General features: G+C 56.3%; 14 protein-coding genes. 3 read left to right on the top strand and 11 right to left on the bottom strand.

Annotation, left to right across the window (positions count from 1 at the left end; all coding sequences use genetic code 11):
* Positions 1-322: 322 nt before the first annotated feature.
* Genes J3A71_RS13495 through istA form a run of 4 tightly spaced genes read right to left on the bottom strand, consistent with a single transcriptional unit; the run spans position 323 to position 7242 of the window.
* Positions 323-3985 carry a DEAD/DEAH box helicase gene (locus tag J3A71_RS13495; protein ID WP_012314171.1) on the bottom strand — a complete coding sequence of 1221 codons (3663 nt, stop codon included), beginning with the start codon at positions 3983-3985 and terminating at the stop codon, positions 323-325.
* A 3-nt stretch (positions 3986-3988) separates the two neighbouring features.
* Positions 3989-4912, bottom strand: coding sequence for an aminotransferase (locus J3A71_RS13490; protein WP_209952962.1), 924 nt, complete (start codon positions 4910-4912; stop codon positions 3989-3991).
* 42 nt (positions 4913-4954) lie between these two features.
* Entirely contained in the window at positions 4955-5710 is a 756-nt protein-coding gene (gene istB, locus J3A71_RS13485; RefSeq protein ID WP_019437637.1) for an IS21-like element ISPpu7 family helper ATPase IstB, read from the bottom strand.
* Positions 5711-5727: 17 nt separating this feature from the next.
* Positions 5728-7242: an IS21-like element ISPpu7 family transposase gene (istA, locus tag J3A71_RS13480; protein ID WP_019437638.1), complete on the bottom strand. Its 1515-nt coding sequence runs from the start codon at positions 7240-7242 to the stop codon at positions 5728-5730.
* A 773-nt stretch (positions 7243-8015) separates the two neighbouring features.
* On the opposite strand from istA, the gene J3A71_RS13475 reads away from it, so the two are divergent.
* Positions 8016-8957 carry an SMEK domain-containing protein gene (locus J3A71_RS13475; protein ID WP_012314169.1) on the top strand — a complete coding sequence of 314 codons (942 nt, stop codon included), beginning with the start codon at positions 8016-8018 and terminating at the stop codon, positions 8955-8957.
* Between the two features lie 62 nt (positions 8958-9019).
* Here J3A71_RS13475 and J3A71_RS31755 read toward each other — a convergent pair whose 3' ends face one another.
* The 5 genes from J3A71_RS31755 to J3A71_RS13450 form a co-directional block, all read right to left on the bottom strand.
* Positions 9020-13231 (bottom strand): ATP-binding protein, encoded by a 4212-nt coding sequence (locus J3A71_RS31755; protein ID WP_012314168.1) that lies wholly within the window; start codon positions 13229-13231, stop codon positions 9020-9022.
* A 30-nt stretch (positions 13232-13261) separates the two neighbouring features.
* Complete coding sequence (locus J3A71_RS13465; RefSeq protein ID WP_146018917.1) at positions 13262-15346, bottom strand: hypothetical protein; 2085 nt, start codon at positions 15344-15346, stop codon at positions 13262-13264.
* Between the two features lie 415 nt (positions 15347-15761).
* Entirely contained in the window at positions 15762-16442 is a 681-nt protein-coding gene (locus tag J3A71_RS13460) for a DUF2290 domain-containing protein (protein ID WP_012314166.1), read from the bottom strand.
* Positions 16439-18601 carry an ATP-binding domain-containing protein gene (locus J3A71_RS13455; RefSeq protein ID WP_209952960.1) on the bottom strand — a complete coding sequence of 721 codons (2163 nt, stop codon included), beginning with the start codon at positions 18599-18601 and terminating at the stop codon, positions 16439-16441. The genes J3A71_RS13460 and J3A71_RS13455 overlap by 4 nt, the downstream gene beginning before the upstream one ends.
* Before the next feature lie 404 nt (positions 18602-19005).
* A complete protein-coding gene (locus tag J3A71_RS13450; RefSeq protein WP_042111950.1) occupies positions 19006-19914 on the bottom strand; it encodes a site-specific integrase in 909 nt (302 codons plus the stop codon).
* Between the two features lie 172 nt (positions 19915-20086).
* On the opposite strand from J3A71_RS13450, the gene J3A71_RS13445 reads away from it, so the two are divergent.
* Both J3A71_RS13445 and J3A71_RS13440 read left to right on the top strand, forming a co-directional pair.
* Positions 20087-21061 carry a DNA-binding protein gene (locus tag J3A71_RS13445; RefSeq protein ID WP_012314163.1) on the top strand — a complete coding sequence of 325 codons (975 nt, stop codon included), beginning with the start codon at positions 20087-20089 and terminating at the stop codon, positions 21059-21061.
* Positions 21062-21401: 340 nt separating this feature from the next.
* The gene (locus J3A71_RS13440; RefSeq protein ID WP_042111389.1) at positions 21402-21824 is read left to right on the top strand and encodes a hypothetical protein; all 423 of its coding nucleotides are present in this window, start codon (positions 21402-21404) and stop codon (positions 21822-21824) included.
* 136 nt (positions 21825-21960) lie between these two features.
* On the opposite strand, the gene J3A71_RS13435 is transcribed toward J3A71_RS13440, so the two are convergent.
* Both J3A71_RS13435 and J3A71_RS13430 read right to left on the bottom strand, forming a co-directional pair.
* Positions 21961-22119: a hypothetical protein gene (locus tag J3A71_RS13435; RefSeq protein ID WP_173857510.1), complete on the bottom strand. Its 159-nt coding sequence runs from the start codon at positions 22117-22119 to the stop codon at positions 21961-21963.
* Positions 22120-22254: 135 nt separating this feature from the next.
* Positions 22255-22443: an antitoxin Xre/MbcA/ParS toxin-binding domain-containing protein gene (locus J3A71_RS13430; protein WP_012314161.1), complete on the bottom strand. Its 189-nt coding sequence runs from the start codon at positions 22441-22443 to the stop codon at positions 22255-22257.
* Between the last annotated feature and the right edge of the window lie 433 nt (positions 22444-22876).

The raw sequence follows: 22876 nt of genomic DNA, 5'->3' as shown, positions 1-22876 counted from the left end.
CCTAATTAAGTGGACACCATTTCTGGCCCATCAAGCGGATTTCCCGTGCCACCTTAGCGCCGCACCTACAGCAAATCTCAAAGCCCAGGTCGTTCAGACATCGCCTTGGTCTACAGCCTCAATGCCAACCCCGTCCACAAAAAGATTCGGCTGCACAATCAGAAAACCGCGGCTATTCAGCCGGCGTTCATCCCGCTGCACCCTCACGTACTCGGCGCGGGATCGCATCACCAGCACATCAGCATTTGCCTTGAAATCCAACCCCCACGCACAGAGTTCAGACGGCAACCATCAAAGTGATCAATTAGCAGCATTGGGCATGTCAGGAGCTTCGGAAAACTCGACGCACGTAACTCATACCTCGTGAAACTTTCAGCTCGTAATCATCGCGATACGAAATACCAGCTATGTCCTCACGCGTCGTACTCCTAGCCAATTCAAATCCAGAGGCATCGAGCCAGATTATTTCCTCACGGTTTGGCAATGGCAACACCCTATAAAGGCCTTTGTGGCCGTCGGTCCCAGTTAATTGGGCCCCTAGTTTCTGAGGCTGAGAGGACTCTTTCATGGACAACGGTAAGCTCTGCTGCCACTGTAGAAAGTACTGAGGGTCAATCCAGTCTTCCGACTCGATATCCGTATAATTTTCCTCCATCCAGTTTTTGAATTCTTGTCGAAGAACCTGAGCCTCATCGCGCGTACCCGCTAGACCCTGCGCTAGAGCGAACGCGACGAACGGCTCAAGTGTTCCCCATCGCAACATCTCTCTAGCCCAGAAACCGAACCACGGCAGTCCCGTGATCTCTTTCCACTCTTTTAGAGACGGGACGGAGCTCGGATCGTCGGCACCCTCGGACCATGCACGCGCTACTACGGCGCCTATCGCAACCCCTAGTCGAAACTCCAAGTTATCCGATACAAAACGCTGCCACGATCGTAGGTTCTCAGCAGATGGTACCTTTGCATCTGGCGCGCACATCCACCACGCAAGCAGAGACTTCCAGCTTTTGAGTAGTCCTTGATCGGCCACACTGGAACGTACCCGGAAGCCAAACCCAGGATCCTTGGATACTAAAAGCCCCAAGCGCTTAAAGAGATCAAGACGCTGCTTTGGACCGGAGGAGCCATAGCCCTGCGCCATCTTCAGTATCTCACTAATTTTCGGCGCAATGCGTTCAAACCTTCGACCCACGTACGGAGTGAAGCCATACTGATATAGACGTCGCCTTTCATCGGTATCGCTATATAGCGTGCCAACAATACCTTGCCCACGTCGTACGAATGCCCGCTCTAGCCAAGCTTCTTCAGCGCTCACAACCTTGCTGAACGTGTACTTCCATACTTTTTTAAGCAAAGCTTCTGTCTTGGCAGGAGAGTCCACCCGCGCCCCAACTGTTGCCAGCTCTTCTATAGCCGTCAGCAATACGCCATCAAGCTCATCTAGAGAATCCGCAAGCCTAGACTCATCATCAGCATCAACTAAACCAGCCTTTACGCTGATATCGTCAGGCGCCGTCTCTTCGAGCCAGTCCAGGAAGTACTCCTCATCAACTCCAAGCAAAGTTTGCGCTTTTTCCCGAATCGCCTCCAGTAACAACGTCAGAGGACTCAGCACCTCATTGCGCTCCTTCTCTTCTGAGCGGAGTCTATCCAGCAAATCATTATAGTGCTTTCGCAACTCCTTTATCTGCCCCAGCTGAGTTCGGATCTGCCCTGATGCTGTCGTTGACGGCTTGGTGGGTAGCGCCACAAGCGTTATACCCTCCTGACCTTGAGATGCTCCTGGTCGGCCGGCGCGGCCGGCGAGATTTCTAAATTCTGCCGCAGATAAGGGGTTAACTTTGGATTGGTTTTTGGTCGGGTCAAACGATCGCCGCGTTATCGATGGAACTAGAATAAGATCGAACGGCAGATTAACGCCTTCCGTCAGGGTTGCAGTAGCAACTGTAATCGTACAGATCCTGCGATCGATAAGGGCCGTCATCAGTCTTCGAAGGCGCTGAGGCATCTGACCGTGGCTTGTAGCAATGCCATGATCCAGCAATGAGACCTCATAGGATGTTTTGCCACAGTAATCCACGCAGCTTGCTCTGGCTGCTTTAAATAGAAGGATTGCTTCAGGGTCTGTCGGGCCCGAGAATCGACAGGCATCACGCCATTGAGGTAACTCAAGTGCTTCCTTAAACCACTTCATTGTCAGTTCAGGCTGCTGGGCTATGGAAATCAAGACGCGACGATCTCCCTCCACCAAATGCATTGCGGTCCACAAGACATTCACTTCGTTATAGCGAGCGATGCTGTTACGCATCGTCGCTGGCAACTGCGGCATCGGGGCTATGCGCAGTGGAATGTAAACTGACTCATCTCGACCTCGAACCTGGAGTTCTGCCCCGTTCAGCAAGTCGAAGCTCATCTGCCCCGCTTCGCCCGAAGTTGCAGCGAGCGTTCCTATGAGTTGTCGCGTACTTCTGTAGTTTGCGCCAATAGGCTCAGCTTCCCTTACTCCTTCAACCCAACAGGCGACAGGCGTTGCTGCCCCGCCGGCGACAGCAGTCAGAGCAACGCGCGCAATTTTCGGCGCTCGAGCTAACAGTCGCGAAACAAAACTCTCTAGACGCAACGTGCGACTGCTATGTTCCGCGAAGTCCACCTCTGCTCTATCGCGATCAGCGACTACGACCTGATGTGCCTCATCAACAATCAGAAGCCGCAGGCGAGCAACGATCAATGGGCCGACATAGCGCATTATGGCGTCAGCCTTCTCGACTGTGGCGATCAGGACTGTTGGCTTGTCGGCCCTCAACCAGTAATCAGTAATCCCCCAATCGGAACCACCATAAAGACCTGTAACAACAAGATCACTACCCAGCTCACTGACTAGCTTGGCTTCCACCTCTCCCGCTAGAGCTCTGGAAGGCACCAGATAGAGGGCAAGCGGCCCAGACTGATCGTCCGGCGCAAGCATCAGTTCTTTAACCAGCGCAAGGTTGGCCACCAACGTCTTCCCTGAGCCTGTCGGAGTACAGAGGGCGAACGAGGCAGAATTGAGCAAACGCTCCAATCCGCGGATCTGGGAAGGCCACAGGATGCCGCGCCCCCGTCCGAACTGGTCACGAGCAAATCTGCGCAGGCGATCCACTCGCTCCGGCTTAATCTCGGCCAGCTGCAAAATTGGGCCATAAATGCTCGAAGAGCTGTAGCTTTCGGCGACGGTTGCCAATAGCGAAATGAGCATAGAGAGCTCATCGCCATATGCTCGGGTAGCCATTTTGTCGAGCGCCTTTAACTTTCGAAGGCCCTGCTGCGTGCGACCGCTGTCGCCTTGCATCAGCGAGGATGCTATGACACCCAAACTGCGCACCAGCTCCACAACAAAGTACCATTCAAGGCTTCCAGCTTCGCGGGAGGTCCCAAGTTCTCCTGACGCCTCTGCTTCCGCTGGTTCCCTATCCGCTAACAACCGCATAGAAGATTCACGCTCTGTCAAGTGGGGATTCTGCCGCCAGAAAGCTAAAGCCCCCTCAACAACCCCATTAAAATCTCCGCTAAGAAACTTCGAAAGTAACCGAGTGCCATCATCAGCAATCTCCAACTGCCCTAAAAGGGCCGTTGCCATCGCTGGCAGCCCCCCGAGCTGAAATGCCGCAGCAGCCAGCAGCCCTGCAGGAGCAAAGCTTGAAGGCTCCTCCTGCATCCGTGTGAGCCATTCAAGTAGTTCAGCGGCTCTACGAAAGCAATCTTTGGCAGATTCTGATTCTGGTCCATCCAGTTCGCGACAAATCTCGGCGGCGTGTATCAGCCTATTTGCGTCATGGATTAGCTTTTCCGACTCGCCCTCATGCCACTGAATGGGCGGTACACGCCAAGTCGTTTGTAACCCACGAACGAAAGCCCGAGCATGCTCAGGGTGGAGACGGTTTTCGCTCGCTATACCGAGGCGTACTTGCTCCGCAAGATTTAGTCGTTTTTCCTCAAAATCAGTCATGCCTTAGACCCCATTCCAAAGGCTCTCATAAATCATATCTATCAGGTCCTCACCTCCACCCGACAAAATCAGCTCGACTACCTGAAGATCGTGCTCCGATTTATAGTCTTTGGGCATTTTTTTCCAGTCGATTATGGGGGTCGCTGACTCCCTGCCCTTGAAGTCGTTACCACAAATGAAGACAAGATTTGTTCGTGGAATGGGGGTTGCGTTGTTGAGCAGCAAGGCCTGATCGATCGAAAAAATAGCGGCCTGGAACTTTTTCGGATCGGATTCCTTGAGCAATTTCTGAAGCTGTCGCATTCCATGCGGTATGTTCTTGTCGCGCTCACTGAGCTGGTACCAAATTCCCTTGCCATCGGCGTCTTTCAATAAGCTCTGTACGACAGCTTTACCAAGCGTCTTTCGCCATTTAGCCTCACCAGCAAGGTACCGCTTCACCTTTCCGTCAGCATCCAAGGCTATTGCCAGGAAGTCTGATCCGTGGCGACCCAGCATCTGGCGCGTAAGCTGAGCGTCTCGTGCCAGCGCAAAAAGATACTGTTTGGCGTCCTCATGGTGACGAAAGAGGAAGATCGGGACCTGCCATTCGTGTTTACCGACGTAGGTGTAGTGCTCAGTAAGCATCCCCGCCATCACCTCACCGAACAGCCCTCTTCGCGCAACGATAGGCAAGCATTTGGGATAAGTAGCGTGAGAACCGGCGCTCCCCGCATCAGGGTGTAAATCGATACAAATTTCTTCGTGAAAGTGCTTTCTTGCGTCCAGGTGTGCCGATTCAAAGTATGGCCGAAATGCCGCTGCCAACGCTGCGTCGCTAGCTCCAACCTGCTCAAGCAACAAATGACCATAGCTGCCCTTTGTTGCGGATTCCACGCCATTCGGACACTCAGCCCACGCTGATCCGGACACCTGTTCCACGCTCATTCGGACAGGCAGTCGGAGCGCAGCGACGCAGGGGTGGCATTGTTAGTCCGGGTTGGCTGGCGTCGTCAATTTCTGCGTCCGTTTGCGCATTGATTCACCCTTCAGATTGATCCGATAAGCGTTGTGCACCAGGCGGTCGAGGATGGCATCGGCCAGGGTCGGATCGCCGATCAGTTCGTGCCAGTTGTCCACCGGCATCTGGCTGGTGACGATGGTCGAGCGCTGGCCGTAACGGTCGTCCAGTAGCTCCAGCATGTCGCGCCGTTGCTCGCCGGTGAACGGGGCCAGGCCCCAGTCGTCGAGGATCAGCAGGTCGGTCTTGGCGTAGCTGCTCATCAGCTTGGCGAAGCGGCCGTCGCCATGGGCCAGACCCAGTTCTTCCAGCAAACGTGGCAGGCGCAGGTAGCGCACGCTGTAGCCCTCCCGGCAGGCCTGGTGGGCCAGGGCGCAGGCCAGCCAGGTTTTACCGACACCGGTGGGGCCGCCGATGATCAGGTTGAGGCCGTCGCGCAGCCACTGACCACTGCTCAGTTGCAGGATCAGCGCCTTATCCAGTCCGCGCGGGCTGCGGTAGTCGATGTCTTCGAGGCAGGCGTTGTGCTTGAGCCGGGCCTGGCGCAGGCGGCTGCTCAGGCGCTTGTCATCGCGTTCGGTCAGCTCGCGGTCGACCAGCAGGCCGAGGCGTTCTTCGAAGCTCAGGCTGTCGATGTCCGGGGTTTTCAGTTGTTCATTCAGCGCCTTGAGCATGCCGTGCAGGCGCAGGGTTTGCAGCTTGTCCAGGGTCGGATGGGGCAGCATGGTGGGATTCCTTGGGGTCAGTGGTAGTAGGCGGATCCGCGCAGGTTGGCGTGGTCGTCCGGTAGTAGCGGCAGGTTGGTTTGAGCTAGCGGCAGGTTTTCCAGCCCCTGGCGCAGGATCGATTCGAGGCTCTTGTAGCTGCACGTGCCGAGGCTGATGGCGCGACGGCAGGCCAACTCCAGACGCGCCTCACCGTGGGTTTTACCCAGGCGCAGGATGCCCAGGCAGGCCCGGTAGCCCTGCTGCGGATGGATGCGCCGTTCGAGGATGTGCCGGATCACGCCGGCGGTGTTCGGCCCGGTCTGCTCGGCCCAGCGGATCAGCCGTTGCGGCGTCCACTCGGCATGCTCGCGATGGCTCTTGGGCATGTGCTCGGCCTGCGTGCTGTGCCTGCCCTTGTGCATTGAGCGCAGGTGGCTGGCCACTCGCTGGTTGGCGTGGAAAAACTCGACGGTGCGCGCCGTCAGGCGCACCTCCAGCTGCTTCTTCACCAGTTGATACGGCACCGAGTAGTAATGCCCATCGACCTCGACGTGGTAGTCGATGTGCACCCGCGCCTTCTTCCACTCGGCGTAGACGTAGGGTTGCTCCGGCAGGGGGCGCAGCGCCGGACGATCCAGGCTGTCGAAGGCCGACTGCCGGGAGCCCGGCAGCTTCTTGAACGGGCGTTGGTTGAGCCGCTCCAGCAGCCCGGCGATGGCCGTGTTGAGTTCATCCAGGGAGAAGAACTGCCGATTCCTCAGTGCGGCGAGGATCCAACGCTCGACCACCTGCACGCCGACTTCGGCCTTGGCCTTGTCGCGCGGTTTGCGTGCCCGCGCCGGCACCACCGCCACGCCATAGTGCTCGGCCAGATCGCGGTAGCTCGGGTTGATGTCCGGCTCGTAGCGGTGACTCTTGCTCACCGCGCTGCGCAGGTTGTCCGGCACCACGATCTCCGGCACGCCGCCGAGGAAGGCGAAGCAGCGGGCATGGGAGCCTAGCCAGTCCGGCAGCTGCTGCGACCAGGTGGCTTCGGCGAAGGTGTAGCTGGACGCGCCGAGCACCGCGACGAACACCTGCGCCTGGCGGATCTCGCCGCTGTGGCGATCGATAACCGGCACCGTCTGGCCGGCATAGTCGACGAACAGCTTCTCGCCGACGCGGTGCTCCTGACGCATCACCACGTCCAACTTGCCCTGCCAGGCTCGGTAGTGCTCACAGAACCAGCTGTACTGAAAGCCCTGAGGCTGGCTCAGGCGGTACTCCTGCCAGAGCAGCGCCAGGGTCACCCCGGGGCGGCGCAGTTCGGCATGCACCCATGCCCAATCGGGTAAAGGCCGCTTCTCACTGGCAACCGCCGGGGCCGGCGGGAACAGTTGCTGCTCCAACTCGGCATCGGACAACGAACAGGGCCAGGTGAGGCCGCTGGCGGCAAAACGGCAGAGGTAATCACCGGCACTGCTGTGGCCAATGCCCAGGCTGCGGGCGATCTTGCGCACGGACAGGCCGCAGTCGAACTTGAGGCGTAACACCTCTCGGATTTTACGCATGGAAACGCTCCACAACGACCTCTCTGCTTCGAAAAAGAGATCGATGGTAGTGAATAAATCCTGCGTGGCTGCCTGCCAGAAAAGTGTCCGGATGACCGTGGAGTCGGTGTCCGGATGCTCGTGGAATGAGTGTCCGGATCAGCGTGGAATCACTGTCCGGATGCGCGTGGAATGGGTGTCCGAGTCAGCGTGGAATCCGCACCCTTTGTAGACGGGTACCCGACCAACCAGTTTTTGAGGACCTTTTTGGGCAGTTTGTATGTATGCAATTGTTCTCTCCATGAGCAACGGAATGGGCTTTGCGGCGCGTATGTTACCGATCCAAATTGTACATAGATTGGGAATTTTTTTGCTCAGCAAATGAGCTAACAAACGAGCAGTCATCGAAGGTCGCGCAGCCCGGTGGTTCACAATTGAGTCGATCCGGGCTTCGTAGCGGCTGTTCCGCTCGGATCTGGTCGCTTTGTCCTGACTTGCTAGTAGCTGGTGAACGTCTGTCCAAACTACACCGGCGAGGCATATGCTCAAGCCAGTCTGAGCAGCCAACGATGAGTGATAAGCCGGTTATCGATCCTTGACAACCAAATGGAAAGCACACCTAGCTCTCGATGACTAGCCGTAGTTTTCGAACACAAGGCTTCCCCGCACATTAAAAATTTCGCTCACATGCATTATCTAGAACGATCCATTCGGCATTGCTCCAATCAAGACTGTGCACTAGAGCGGGGCGATGTTAATCTGAGCGTTTCTCAACACTACGACTTAGGTGCTCCATGCTGGCCCATGAAAAACTAATGAAGTACATCATTGAGAATCTGACGAGAATCAGTGTACAAGCAGAACTCTTGGGAAAAGTCCATTTTTTCGATCATCACATTGCATCTGAACATTTCTTCCAACAGCTTCTTAACCAGGTCTACGGCTACCAGCTCACGAATGCGAACCACACCCGGCTTAACGCCGCAGCCATTGACCTTTGCGATCCTCACCGCAAGTTGGCGATTCAAGTCACAGCGCAACGCCAGGCGGCAAAAATTCAGAAAACCGTAGATAATTTCGCCAACCATGGGCTGGGCAGCACCTACTCGACACTAAAAGTACTTATTATTGGGAAGCGAACTGGAACTTACAGTACAATCTCAGTTCCACCAACTGTTACTTTTAATGGAAAAACAGACGTCATTGATCTCGCTTCACTGGTCCACGACATCACCAAACAGTCCACGACAGCCCTACAAGCCATCGTGGATGTGATGAAGCGTGAGATCACTTACTGTCAGAATGCTTCAGCGGTTGAGCAGATGTCTGATGAAGACGCTATTCTTAAGCTTCGTAATTTGATGGATCGCCCTGCGCTGCAAGACCCGTGGCAATGGGAAGTTAACCTCAATGCTTTCCAAGATGCCATTACTGATTTAATCGAGGCCATCAACACGGGCCATATCAGCGGCACCCTATCTACGAAGCCTAGATTTTCGTACAGTGACAAAATTATGGCTAGTCAGTTGGCAGCGATCTACCACCAATTGCGCCTGCTTCGTCAGCTTTTCCGTAAACATGTCGCCTCTGGCGAAATTGACCCTTTCGCCAATCGATGCATGTTCGCAACGGCTCAGGCGGGCGCGGCATTTGATGCTCAGCGTAATGCTATTAATGCTCAATTCAATGTATTGCTGGCGCAGTTCAATCATCCCGCACTTCCTGCGGTCGGCTAGCTTCAGCGCTTTCTCATATGCCGCGGCAGCAGGCGGAGCATGAATCCGCCTGCCTGGTGAGCTTACGACTGAGGCTGCTTGCAGCGGAACGAGCCTTGACGTCGGTTGATGATCCCCTCGCCCTCTTTAAATGGTATCGACATGTCCGCGCGGCTGTCGAGGAAAGTCTCGGCGAAGTACTTGAGCAATCTGGAGTCGCGCATGATCTTGATATCACCCGGCAGATGGTTGATGACCTCCTGACTGGCCAGTACGATCAACTTCGCTCGCGGTCGGGACGACATAACATTGAAGCGATTGAGTGACAGTAGAAATTCGTCTTCGTCGGCAATGGCATCGGGGTCTCCCAATGCATAGCTGGCAATGATGACATCTCGCTGCTGGCCTTGAAAACGTTCGACGGTGTTCACGGCATCACGAATCAACTGAGCGTCGTCACCCATTGGTCCGAATAATGCCTGCAAACGAGATACCACCAGTGCCTTATGTGCTCGGTGTGGCGTGACCACGCCGACGCCGCTCTTCCAAAAACTTTCCGCATCATGCAGATCGTTCCCGACTGCATCCGGTAGGTTGGCCAAATTCTTCATAAGATGCCGCCGCAGCAGCACGAGCATTGCCGCGACCGTTTGCGCCTCGAAGTCGTTCCATTGACTGCTTCTACCCTCAGGGTAAATAAATGCGGAAATAGGTTGCGCCGGATCCAGCAGCATCGACAATTCTTCGGCGAACTCAATACTGGGTGGCCAATCCTGGGGGCGCACCTTCGGTAGCGGTACGTCTGTTGCGATCCGCAAATCAGGGAAGAATGCATTCAATTCTGCCGGGTACCCCGCAAAGCGGCTGAACCCCACAATGGCCGCATTGGAACGGTAGTTTTCCAACAGACTGGCCGGTTTAACACCGCGATGATCAGCCACAAAGTCATAAATCGAACCCACCAGTTTCTCGAGACCAACGGGCGGTTCAACTTGCTGAATAGGCGGCAATTGCTTAGGGTCACCCACTACAATCACGGCGCCATTGGATGCAATGGGAGCCAGGGCGAGGACTGCATTCGCCATATCCATTTGCGAAGCTTCATCGATCAACACAACATCAAACAATGGTTCTGCCGCATTGTTGTTGACAGCCGCGAACTTGGTGACCTGCTGCGGCGGTGCCGACACGATGACACTGCAGAGTTTCGCTCGCAGCGTCGCATGCAACTCGCGAACTTTGGGATCCATAGGATCATTCAGCAGATCAATCTCCGCTGCCAGCTCCTTCGACGCCGCCTTAGCACCAGAACGCAAGCGTACCAACTGCACCGCCCCGGTCTCTTGCGCCCCTAACTCCAAGATCCTTTTGAAACCCTTCACCACGACGTTGTCGGTGGCATCGTAGGTATTGCTGGTGACCAGAATACGTATTGGATTCTCCGTTTGCTGCGAGTCCACTAGCAGTCCGAGCAGAATCGCCCGCAACGTCTCGGACTTTCCAGTACCCGGAGGCCCCCAGATTAATGCCAGGCGCTGCTCCACCGCCTGACGCAGGGCAACCCACTGGCTGTCATTCAATCTGACGCCATAGCCTTCGAGGCGCGGTCGAATCCTGGTTACGCTTCGCTCCGTCGGGGTATGTGCCAGCGTTGCGGTATTCCACAACACCTCTTCGACCGGGACCGAAGCGCTGACTTTCTTGACGGCCGGCTTGCCCAGTACCTGCAAAGTCGAGATTCCCGCCTTTACGGCGAGCGGGGGATTACCAATTGCCTTCAGTGCCGTTTCCAAGCGTTTGGTCAAGTAGTCGGTCACCAACTTGTCCAACACCACGTCTCGACTCAAATCTAGATTCGGTTCGATCGAGCGCAGAAAATCATCAACCTCCGGGTCCAGATACACTGCAATACAACGCTTGTCACGGTCAATCGCCAGAATCTTGGTTCGGGTTAACGATGTTGCGTAACCGTACGGGTTCAGCTTGATCCCGGGTGGCAACGGTTGACCGCCGGTCACATCACCCACCCGCTTCATATGAAAATCGCCCATGGACGCCGGCGACAGAGCGCAGAGGAAGTCGCCCGGTTCGAACTTCGCTTCCCGAGAATGCTGACCAAGCCGATAAATCCGAACGCCGGGCGCTTGAGCGACCCCCAGCGACATTGCTGCCTGATGAGCCTCAGTCCCCACCAGCTCGCGCTCGAGTCGGGCCGCCAGGTAGCGCGCCTCGCGCTCGTGTACCGGAGTGGCCATGGTGATGGTTTGTTCAAGTGCCGCCACCTGAGCGTTCAGTTTGGCGTAAGCAAACCAGACCTGCCCATCCGCGCTGACCTTGTCCAACATAGACGGTGCTTTGATATCGGCGATCTTCGGCGATCGGCTGCGCAGAGCACCTTTTAGCTCCACGCGCAAGCGATTAACAATCGACGCCGTCGCGCGCAACTTGGTAATGACCGTCGATCTGAGCTGGGTGACCTGCTGACTCCAAGGGCGGGGGGCACCCATCCGGGTCCAAATTTCATGAGCCCGCTCTGACGGCACTTGGTCGGATAAGGGATCCTCGAAAATGGTGGGAACTCGGAACTCGAAGGGTGTTTGGTCAGGCTTGATCGGCGGCCGGAACTCGCGCGCCAGAGCCAACAACGAGTAGTAATGGGGAATCGGGGCCGCGACCAAGGCTTGCACCGCGTTTCGCACGATGGTGATGGGCGCATTTGCGGAGCGGTAGCTTGCGTTTTCGATCAACTCGTCGCCAGGGAACAGCCAGGCCAGCTTTTTAAGGTTGCTATCGGCCATGATGTACTGCAAGTTGCGGCCAATGACCCGGATTAGGTGCTCATACGTCACCGAGTCCCAGAGGTAGATCTGGACAGTAGCCTTGGGCTCTGCCTTCAGCGCAGCGCTCAGCGCTTTGCTCAGGTAAGTCAGGAAGTTCAGCAGCTCTCGGCGCTCGCTCTCAATGCTGCGAATGTCATTCACGAATACCTGCGCATCGACGCGCTCGGTCTCGCCATTAATCCTGGAGAAACCGCCTATGCCGAACGCCAGCGTCAAACCACTTCCGACGTCAAAGTCTGCGGAGAGGTACAGGCTGAGGTCCGACCAGCTAGGCAGCACTGCAGAGGTACCCGAGCCTGAAGGGATACTGCTGACTTTAGTAGAGAGGGCCTGTGCCCTGCCCGCCACGACCGTGCGCGCCGCTCGTAACCGCGGGTGACAATCAAACGCCTCATCATCAGCAGATAGGCCCGCCAAGGTTTCTGCCTGGGTCACTGCACGATCGCCCAAGGCCCGTCGTGCACCCCGAGGCAAGAAAGCAATCGAGCTCAGGTGACCATCCGATGCTGCACGCGGTATGCAATGCTCAGCATGAGGCACAACATCCGGGTTCCAGCTGTAGCCCAAATATTCACAGCCGCTGCAAGCGGTACTGACGTGATAGTCCTGGCCGCGCCAAGGCCTCTGGAGGGCGGTACGCAGTTCAACGTTGAAAAAGTAACGCAGCCGCGGAGCGAATACTTCGATTTCCAGGGTTTCGATGTCCAGTTGCAGAGCTGCTCGCAGCTCCGCATCCGAGGCTTGCCTACCCTCCTCGCGCCTGGCCGCTTGTAGCTTGACGATCTCAGCCGCATCGTGCGAACCAGGCCAGATCGCCGCCTCGGCAACCACGGCGAATCGGTCGGCGAATCCCTGATCCTGCAGCCAGCCGGCGAGCGCAAGCGAGTAGTAGGTGATCTCGGCAAAATACGAGGCACTAGGTTCGGCTGTCATTTTGATGTCAATGACCCGAAGCCCTACCCGACCATCGGCAGGATGCACGGTGCCATCAGCGTGAACGATCCGCTCAATGTCCTCCGGTGCAATCACCTGGATCAAATCGGGAATGAGGTTTGCAAAGGCGAGTTCGTTAGTGACACTCATCTCGTCAATGGTCAACGCTCGCGTAAACGTCTCACCAACCTGGAATTCCGGCCGTACGAGGAACATACCGGGCAATGCGTGCGCGATGACCGTCGACAGTTTTTGGTCTTGGTAGTCGTTATTGGTCTTTATACCAAGCACCGCCCTACCACCAAAGGTTACCTCGAGGTCATGGAGCTTGGCCTGCTCCCAACGCCCACCCTCCTCAGTCAGCGCGTTCATGCCCGTACGCCCCACCGCCTTGGGCGGCATTTCAAGCACGCTGCGCGCAGGCTCGTACTGTTTGTTGTGGGGATAGAGCATCAACGCCAGCTGGCGCGGACAATCGGTACGAAAATAGTTGCTGATAACCCGCTTACTGAGATAAGGCACTGGCGTTTCCTTCCACTTCAATTGAGCTGTCTAACGCAACGCCTCCTTGAGCGGTACGTGATCAAGCCCGACTTTTTTATTCTTGGCCAAGGCTTGCCCCACAAGAAAGGCCCTCCTCAGAGCAATCGCGTCAATTGCATTAAAGGCTATCGACAGGCAACCATATCGATCGCGCCATTCAGCAACCGCCACATCTGCGGCCAAGAGGTCAGCTGGGGAGACAAGCAGTTCCTGCGTCTCACCCACAAGACGCCGGCCACGTCGCAGGATGAAGATGGCATCCCACAGCCCGCGCTCGCCCTGTCCATGCAAACCCATACCCACTTCACCAGGCATTGGCAGAACACGAGTAACGTGTAAGCCGGTAGCAGCAATGGCCTCTGCTAGCGCTAACCACGCAGGTGCTTCGGTATGCCGATAGCTAAATGCTACCACCCCTTTGGGGCGCAGTACTCGTTCAATCTCTGCGAACGCCTCGCCCAGCCCGGTGATGAAGTGTTGAACACTCTGTGGCTGGTGCTTGCGTGCGACCAGGCTCTCGCTCATGACATGATCACGGGGCAAACTGCCGATCACCCCCAGTGCTTTCAGCCAAGGGGTGAAGAACTGAGCAAGCTCGGAATACGCAATGTTGTCGAAGTAAGGCGGGTCTGTCATGACCACGTCGACAGAGCCACTTTTGAGAAAGCTCAGTGCACGTGCGCTGCCGAGGTGGATGCGTCCTGGACGCTTCGACAATCGACGCGTAACAGAAATGAACTCCGCTGTCGCCTTTGGTTCTTTAGGGGACCTAGCATAAGCGGCGGCCTGCCCCAACTTACGAACAGTGTTAGGGAAGCTTCCTCGCCCCGTCCGCTCGACCCAAGGATTCAATTCCACTGGCCGTTGAATGTGACGAAACGCGCGGACAGAAAAGAGTGGAGTCAGACGACGCCAGCCATAAGCATAGGAAGCCATCATGCAGTTAGTCGTCAGATGGTCGCTGAATGCCATGGCTATGAATGATCGAACCGGGTCCGGCAATTCGGTTATTTCTTTCAATAGCCACGCCAAATGCAAAAGTTGCCGGTCATTGAACAGCTGAGACCATTGACGGTAGCCGTACGCGGTCAAGCGTTCATCAGACCAACCCTCAGCTTCAATCGGGTCCGCCGGTAAGGCGAGACTGCCCTCGGCCAGACCGCGGCGCAATACCATGGAAGCCTCCGCGTACTGCTGACGGTCATCGTCACTGGCGCGCCTGAACACCCGATTGGCAATTGGCACTACCCGACGGTCATCGGTGCGGGGTATCGTCTCGACGGCAAAAAGCCGCCAAGCGGGGACACCGCTACGACGACCGTGGTCAATCAACGGTTCCGCATGCCCACAGTTCGGACACGCCGCTCGCCCCCCCTTGCCCGGACCTGCGTCACACACTGTGTGTTGACCGCAGGAGGTACAATCAAACGCCCGCGTGCCAGAGACAAGCGTCGCCACTTCGTCACAGTGCGCGCACACAGCATGACGCACTTTTCCGTCATCGGCGAGGATGTAGCTGGGGTGAGCATCGAAGCTAGTCGAACACTGCTGGCAACTGACATGCTGCACCCAGAAATGATGCAGTACGAGATCATCACCGGAGCGATGGAACTCGAGCACCTTTTGTCCCACGCGTGCCTTGAGTTGCTCCAGGGCCGGTTGCAAATCCGGCATGTCGGCAGCATCGAGCTCGAGTTGACTGACTGCACACGCGACTGGATCGACATCGCAGCCGTGGACGTTAGCACCCAAGCGAAAGGCTTCAAATACCGAGGTGCCACCACCTACAAACGGGTCCAATACGGTAAGCCCTTGTAGGTCAGCAGCTCCGTAATACAGCGATTCAAAGTCAGCCCCCGGCGCACTCGTCACTCCAATTAGCAAGCTTCGAAACACGGAGGGCAGGCGGCGGGCAAACCACTTATGGGCGGTGTAGATAGGACGCGGACGCCGACCGTCTCGCATGGCAAAGCGTATCAGTGTCTCAACTGGAATTTCGTCAGCTTCAGCAAGGGTTAGCGCAGGGATGGTCAAACGTTGCTTAGCTGGGGCAAGTAACGCCAACGCAGGATTCGGAGTGCTTACATCACCCACTGAAAATTCTCGCTTTTAAATTTGACAACTGCGGTAGCCGATTGCCCTGAGACAATGACTAGACCGGGCAGGTCGTCCGCTAATAAGATGACCGGCGATAGTACCCTGTTGACCGCTTCGGGTCACCCAAACAGTCCTTCGGATGAGCCTCATGAAAGGCTGGTGCAGCCTCACGCAGGCTGGCCCAACAGAACAGCCACCCTGCCCTCGTGCCGGGCCTGCCGTTGAGCTCGGTCGCCAGCTGCGTTTAACTGGCACCACCTGCCTCCCATCGAGGACGCCTTGGTTTGCACTCACTTGAGGACAGACCGAGCTCGGGCATCAATCCGCGCCAGCATCCTCAGCGTGATCTTGCCCGAAGACGGCCAGAGCTAACTGAACGCTGCCGGGATCTACGGGCAGTGAAACCTTCGGACTATTCTGCTCCCGGTACGGTCAAGTGAATCAGCTTTTGCTCGTTGACACTGATACTGGCATCGAAAAAATGCTTGTGACCAGGAAACCGCGAAATGAATTCGTGCTTATCGGTTTGATAAAAATTCCTGACAATGAACTCAATGAATTGTCGTGGCGTGAGTGGGCAGTGCACGGGGATACGGCATCCTTCAACATCCCCAAGCGTCAGGTGACAGGAAGGATGCGCTACATCCTTTGTAGCGCCCAAGTCATAATCGAAACGTATGGGAAAGGGAACCAAGCGACGACTGACAATATCCACGTACAACTCCTCGCGCAAATAAACCTCCGGATCATCTTGAAACGGACGCAAGCTCGGCGAGGGATAGTAGGCGAGCCGATGCTTGACCAAAGAGTCCCTGTCAAACCGATACGACAACTGCAGCAGGCCACCATCGATTAGCTTCAGGCAAAATGATCGGTTGGCAAAAAGCTCCTGATACAGATCACCATAGTCAATATCGCCCATGGCGAGAGAAATCGCCTCGGCACCATGAAAAGTAACTTCCCACACATCAGGGCCGATTTGTCTCATCGCAGGAAAATTTTGATCATCCGCTAGCCCGAGCCCTATGAGCTCAGCCGTCAGACACTCCAGATCGTGCCTGACCTTCTCACGCGCCGGCGCATGTCGACTCATTTATTGCCACTCAACAGCGCAAGCAATTTCGCTCGCGTTTCACCGTCAAGATCCTCAGGATTCAGTTCACCCGTTTCTAGGGCGTGAGTCAGCTCCTGCGCATTGTACTTCTTTTGCTCCAAGCGCTGCTTGTCATGCTCCGACAAATCACGATGAACAATACGCAATTTACTCAGTTGCGCGTCGGTGGGGTAGACCATGTCCAATCGATACTGATGCTGCTTCAACTGCGCATACTCTTGCACCAACGCATCCATGCCAGGTCCATGACCAACCACCCGTACCCAACCCTTGCTTCGGGTAATTGCGGTAAACAGTCGATTGCGCAGCGTCGACAATCCAGCACCCACGCCATCACATTCCTGTGCATTAATGACGTACACCATCCCGGCCTCGTTACCCTTGGCCCGATAGATACCGGTGAAGGTCACCGAGCCCAAATCAGAGCGGAAGAAGACATCTTGGTCAGTATCGACGCCGGCCAGGTGGCTTTGAATACCTCGACCAAATAAGGTCTTTCGTATTGCGGCACAGCGCTCACGAGCGTTGATTGGATTAGGGTTGATCACGATGACATCATCGTAACGCAGCTCATCCTCACTCAGGTTCTTCTCGATCTGCTGGGCAACCCAGTCATTCTGTTCGGCTTCACTGTTGAACTTGATAATCTGCACCAGCTCATCGATGGACGAGTGGGTTTCGAGGAACAGAGGACTGGTTTCATCGGTTCGCTCCAACGACACTCGTGCGCCCTTTCTCAGGTCGCCCGTGTGGACGCGATAACCGATCTCCCCCCATAGAGCAGGCTGTTCAAACATCTGCACCAGGCCAGTCTCCGCCATTTTTGGGGGAGCACGGTAGACTCCGAAACCCAAGGCATGTGCGGTGACCAGCACCGGTCGCGAATTCCGATAGCATTTTTGCAGAATCACGTCTCGCCGTTGCTGGTGATCTCCGGCGAACGAGACCAGGGCATTCCCTTCTTCATCCGCTCCGAACAGATCTTCAGGCGGTGGCAGCGATGTACCGGACAGGTTTTGCAATTCATCGTACGCATAAACCAGCCGCTTCGGCGCCTTAAGCATGGAATAGCACAGCTGCAGGAAACTCGGCGAAAAATCTTGCGCCTCATCTACCAGAATGGTGTCGTAGACATCTAACGACTTGTTGATTTTACTGAGCGCGGCCTTACAGGCGCCGTCAAACGCCCGATTGCTGCCACCAAAGTGGCTACTGGCAGTGCGAAAATCGTAGAAATCAGTGCCACTCTGGCGGCACGCTTCGTAATACATCCCATCTCGCTCCGCCCCGCCAGGAGCGCCCCAAGCATTCAAGATCCGAAGCTTGGTCCAATCGGGTTCTTCACCACTCTGCTCGATACAGAAATTGTTGATCAACCGTTTAAACTGCCCCTTCAAAGAACGAGTGTTAAAGGTTACGGCGATTCGCCAATCGGGCTGTTGGGTATGCAGGTAAGCGGCTTTTAGCGCTAGCACGATGGTTTTACCCGAGCCCGCCAAGCCGCGAATACGCTGTACCCCTTCAACGGTCTCCACGACAGCACGATTCTGCCGGTAATCCAGGGTGGCAATGGAGTCTTCCAGCTTTTTCAGCTTCGCACCGAGCGAGTCGACGCGCGTCACTTTACGTTTTGAGCGGCTCTTGCGGATTGACGACAGGCTCTCGATGGCCGACGTCGTCAGGCGATAAATTTCATCATCCGCATTGTCCCATTCCAAACTCTGTATCAGCGACGCGAGATTGTGCTCATTCGCCAGCGGGTAATCTTCTTGCGCATGACTTGCAAGATTGATCAACGATGGCGCGAAGGTGATGACATGCAACTGCGGCAGGAGCTTCCGCCCCTTCATCAGGTCTTTATGCAGTTTCAGCTTCGATTCGATCTTGTTGACGAGATCATCTTGACGATCAGCATAGTCGCCTAGATTCTGCCCTTCTACTATATCGAAGAGAATGACGCCTTTATCGGGATTCAAAAAAGTCGCATCCACGAAATACTTGCCTTCGGGAGTTGCAATCAATGGGTAACCGAAGAAACAACTACCATCAAGACCAATGGTATTTGCCAAACAGTCTTCAAGGGCGGCAGACGCAGCGGGTTTGCCATTCGTACCTCGGGTGAACTCCACTGTATTCATAAAGGCATCCAGACTAAAGGGGTGAGTGTCGCACACTGCTTCACACAATCATGCCGAGGAGTATACGAACAATAGAAGGCTACAGCGACCCCCTCCCCTGCCTCTAAGCGAGTAGCTGAATCAGCTAAAACGGCCATTACCCTGCTGCGCATCACACGGTGGACGATGCACTGGAGCAAGCGAACGGAAGAGGTTCCTACCACTAGAGCGCCACGCAGACAGAGCCGAGCCCCTCAGTCCCTGGCCAAGTTGCACGCTTCAAGACTGTCGCCCTGGGCCGAGGCATAGCCGTCAGCCGTGTTCAGGGCGACTACCAGATTGCGCGTACCGTTCCAGGTGGTGCTCACTGAAATGATGGGCCGACGACCCAGCAACAGAGTACCGCAGGCAGCGTTTTGACCGCGTTACTCCGCCCACGCGCCAAATGGCGCCTTGCTATCTATATAGCGGGTTGCCGTTTGGATGTCGCGCCACCCAACATAGTCCATCAGAGCTTTGCTATTCCACTGATTCGCACTCGCCCAGGTGGCAAAGCCTCGACGCAAGGAGTGCCCCGAATAGCCCTGCGGATCAACGCTGCTGCTGAACATGATTTGCCGCAGCAGCCGCGAAATACTGTTGGGATTCAGCGCCTGTGCCGAGAGGTGTCCCCACCGATCGACAGCGCGAAACAGTGGACCGTGCTGGATGCCACTGCACTCCAGCCACTGCTCAACGGCCGTTACCGGGCACAGTCGCTTCAGCGCCGGCACACTCAGCTGACGACCCCGATTGCTGCGATCAGTTTTACTGCTGGGCAAAAATACCACGAGCCCCTCTCCCCGGCGTATCTGTAGGTGCTCAGTCTGCAGCCGGCACAGTTCATCGCCGCGTAAGGCCCGCCAAAAGCCCAGCAAAAGCAGGGCGCGATCCCGCGCGGCGCGCAGGCGTACCGCCTTCTCGCTACTGACCAGCGCCTCCTCAAGGCTGTCGACACAGGCCTGCAAATCCTCTAACGCCAGAGCCTCGGCCTGCTGCTGCGGCTGCAGGTGCAGTGCCTGGATGCCACGCAAAACATCGCGCACCCGCGCCGTCTTAGTCGGATCGCTAAAACCATGCGCCCGGTGCCACTGGGCCAAGGCCGCCAAGTGTACGCGCAATGTCCCGCTGCTCAATTGCGCCCCATAGGCGGCCAGGTAGCGCACCACACTTTCGCTGGACGCCGGCAGCAACCCGCCCCACTCCGCCTCGAAGTGTGCAATGGCTTGAGCATAGCGCCGCTCGGTACTGGCGCGACGCGCGGCCCGGAGATAGCGCTCGGGCAAAGTGTCCACACCTTCCTCCCGCTGTACCCCGTTCACTGCCAAAAAACCTGAACAGCGTGATCACGTTCGAGAATCTGGGCTTCTCAAACGTCAGTCTGTCCGATTATTGGTACCGAATCGGGCACCTGTACACGTGTACTTCCATACTGTTTGAACAGTACGAAAAAGTGGGAGCAGACCCATGGCCCGCGCCGGAATCAACAAAGCCCTCGTGCAGCGAGCACGGGATGCCCTCCTCGCCCGTGGTCTGTCACCCAGTATCGAGGCCGTGCGTGCAGAACTCGGCCACACGGGCTCGAAGACCACCATCCTTCGCTACCTGCGTGAACTGGACGTGGCAGAACCCCATCCGCCACAGGTGAACCTGTCGGAAGAATTGCAGGCGCTGCTGCAGAGTCTAGCTGAGCGTTTGGCGAGTGAAGCGCAGGCGACGGTCGCCGTCGACCGCGCCCGCCTGGAGCGGCAACAAGCGGCCTATCAGCAACAGCGCGCGGTAGAGGGCGCGCGCTTCGAGCAGTTGCAAGTGGCACATACCGCAGAGATGGAGGCCCATCGGCAGTTGCGTCTGCGGGAAGTGCAACTGACGGGCCAACTGCAACTGGCCGAAGGCGAGCGACGGCGCCTTGAAGAAGCCTGCCGGCAACAGCTTCAGCTCCTCGAGGAGCGTGCGACGACGATCCACTCGCTCGAGACCAAACACCAGCAGGCACGTGAATCGCTGGAGCACTTTCGCCAACAGCATCAACTGCAACGCCAGGAAGAACTGCAGCGGCATGATCAGCAGTTAAGTCAGTTACAAACCGAGGTGCGGGGATTGCGTGAACAACTCGCTGTCCGCCAGGAAGAACTGACTCAACTCTACCGAGATCTGGAACGTTCGACCGGCGCTCAGGGCTACCAGCAGCAACAGCTCCGTCAGCTCGAGCGTGAGTTGAACGCCGCGCAACAGCACTTGGCGGCCGAAAAGCTGCTCATGAACCAGGCGCATCAGCAGGCAGAAATAATGGCGAGCGAGATCACCTTGCTACGCGAGAAGTCCAGGTCTTACCTCCTCGCCCACCGACATGACCAGCGCCTTCTGCGTGCGCAGGCGCAACAACTGGCACGCCTGCAAGGCTTGGTCGAGCCGGGGTCATCCGACAGTCCAATTCCTTAATGACGGATCAAGCCTGGCGCGGAGTCGTCCCTCAGGCGAGCGTAGGTGTGTGCCTCAGCGCATACTCGGTAGGAAAGTTAAGAAAAAATGCAGGAAAAACTCAAAACTGAAGATTTTCATGGGCCGCTGAAGAAAAAACTGACGACCGAGTCTTTTTGAACAGAAAATTCCCGCATAGCCTCATACCACTCAAGCACTAGGCTAGCCTGTCACAGCGACCTGGCGGTCCCTGCTCACGACACTGGGTCCTGCCCGCACAAGGCCGGATTGTGGGCTTACGGATCAAATCGTTAAATTGGGTGGTAGGCGGCCACTGATCACCAGACGGAAATCCATGTGTATGCGCCCTACCCTTTCCCGTGAAACGGCCATGCTGGAGAAGGGCAAAGTACGCCTCCTGAGAAGCGGTGATTTCTTGACTGCCGATGCGTTTGCCGTGCTGGCTCAGCTGAGCACGGAGCAATGCACTCTTGAACTCAAGGAGTGGAAGCGCGCGGGCAACATCTTTTCGCTGGCTCATGAAGACAAGGAATACTTTCCCCTCTATGCCTTTGACCCCGCTTCGAGCTTCCGCCCATTTTCGTCATTGGCAGCCATCATCACGACGCTCGGCTCCTGCAAGCCTGACTGGGCTATGGCGCTCTGGTTCGGCTCTTCCAATAGCTACCTGGGGGGCCAGATGCCGAAAGATGTGATGATGAACGACCCGGGGCGGGTACTGGATGCCGCCCGAAGCGAGACGTATGGGGCGCTACAGGGTTGATTGGAGCCCAACGGTTTGCCCTGCCTCGCCCGATTCTTAGGCACACCAGACTACGAAACGTTTACCAGCGTAAGCGAAGCAGCTGACACAACAGGCTCAGCATTGGACCCGGGAAAGCGCTTTTTCGCAGGTAGACTTAACCTGCCAGACGCCCTACAGGCTCCCAACTACGGTCTTTGGAGGCAGCAATGTCGAGAAAGCGACTTTGGTTGCTACGCTTGGCCAGTGCTTGGCGTGCTTCTGCTTGCAAACGGGCGGTCATCAGAGGCTTGGGTTCGTGTTTGATCTGCTTCATGGGCACCCCGCGTATCATGACATTTAGGTGGATAGTATTACGCTCAGCGACCCTGCCCAAGCGCTTCGTCGCCTGCTACTCGAATGCGGCAGCCTCGGGACAGGCAGCAACTGCTACCTAGAATTTACGTGGTGATCAATAGACACCGTAATCGAGCCGTACCAGGAAATCCGCAACCTCCATGTACCCCTGATCAGTTTCCAAGAGCATGCACGGCAGACGCCGGCTAAGTCCAATCGCCTGCTTGGTGAGCCATGCTTCAGCCAGTTCAGGATTGCCGAACACTTGCTCAGCTGTCATCAAAATTTGTTCGCGACGCCTCATGAAGCAGCGGTGCTTTAGGCTCCAACACCTGTCAGGAAATGGCGAGCTGAGTACGAGGATTCTAAATACAGTCATGCTGCATAACGCCCGAGTGGTAAACCCCAACTGCATCGGGGAGGTCTGATTTGCGATTGGAGATGTCTCCCAAGGGCTGCCGGTCCTTTACCCTGTAACGGTATTCATGGGGAGAGAATCGTCCCGAGCCAAATAGCAACTGAGCGGTGAACGACTCCACGAACGCAATAGCCTCCCTTTGCACGTAGCGTTCGTAACGGGCGCGATAGGCCCAAGGTAAGGTAGCGCGGTTGCCTAAGCAAAGGCTGACCAGCTCAGATAAGAGGTAGCCACGGACGTCGTAACGCACATCCGCCGCTTTGAGCACAGTTGCATAACAAAAGTGGTAAACGAGCGTTGCATCACGGGAGCTCTGGGG

The sequence above is a fragment of the Pseudomonas sp. PvP089 genome, assembly GCF_017875165.1.
GTDB lineage: Bacteria > Pseudomonadota > Gammaproteobacteria > Pseudomonadales > Pseudomonadaceae > Aquipseudomonas > Aquipseudomonas fortuita.
The sequence above is the reverse complement of the archived record's forward strand: the minus strand, read 5'-3'. Positions and strand labels throughout refer to the sequence as shown.

Excerpts from the sequence above, each read along its gene's own strand:
- J3A71_RS13495 (WP_012314171.1), bottom strand. The coding sequence starts at position 3,985 with ATGACTGATTTTGAGGAAAAACGACTAAATCTTGCGGAGCAAGTACGC.
- J3A71_RS13490 (WP_209952962.1), bottom strand. The coding sequence starts at position 4,912 with ATGAGCGTGGAACAGGTGTCCGGATCAGCGTGGGCTGAGTGTCCGAAT.
- istB (WP_019437637.1), bottom strand. The coding sequence starts at position 5,710 with ATGCTGCCCCATCCGACCCTGGACAAGCTGCAAACCCTGCGCCTGCAC.
- istA (WP_019437638.1), bottom strand. The coding sequence starts at position 7,242 with ATGCGTAAAATCCGAGAGGTGTTACGCCTCAAGTTCGACTGCGGCCTG.
- J3A71_RS13475 (WP_012314169.1), top strand. The coding sequence starts at position 8,016 with ATGCTGGCCCATGAAAAACTAATGAAGTACATCATTGAGAATCTGACG.
- J3A71_RS13460 (WP_012314166.1), bottom strand. The coding sequence starts at position 16,442 with ATGAGTCGACATGCGCCGGCGCGTGAGAAGGTCAGGCACGATCTGGAG.
- J3A71_RS13455 (WP_209952960.1), bottom strand. The coding sequence starts at position 18,601 with ATGAATACAGTGGAGTTCACCCGAGGTACGAATGGCAAACCCGCTGCG.
- J3A71_RS13445 (WP_012314163.1), top strand. The coding sequence starts at position 20,087 with ATGGCCCGCGCCGGAATCAACAAAGCCCTCGTGCAGCGAGCACGGGAT.
- J3A71_RS13440 (WP_042111389.1), top strand. The coding sequence starts at position 21,402 with ATGCGCCCTACCCTTTCCCGTGAAACGGCCATGCTGGAGAAGGGCAAA.
- J3A71_RS13435 (WP_173857510.1), bottom strand. The coding sequence starts at position 22,119 with ATGAAGCAGATCAAACACGAACCCAAGCCTCTGATGACCGCCCGTTTG.
- J3A71_RS13430 (WP_012314161.1), bottom strand. The coding sequence starts at position 22,443 with ATGAGGCGTCGCGAACAAATTTTGATGACAGCTGAGCAAGTGTTCGGC.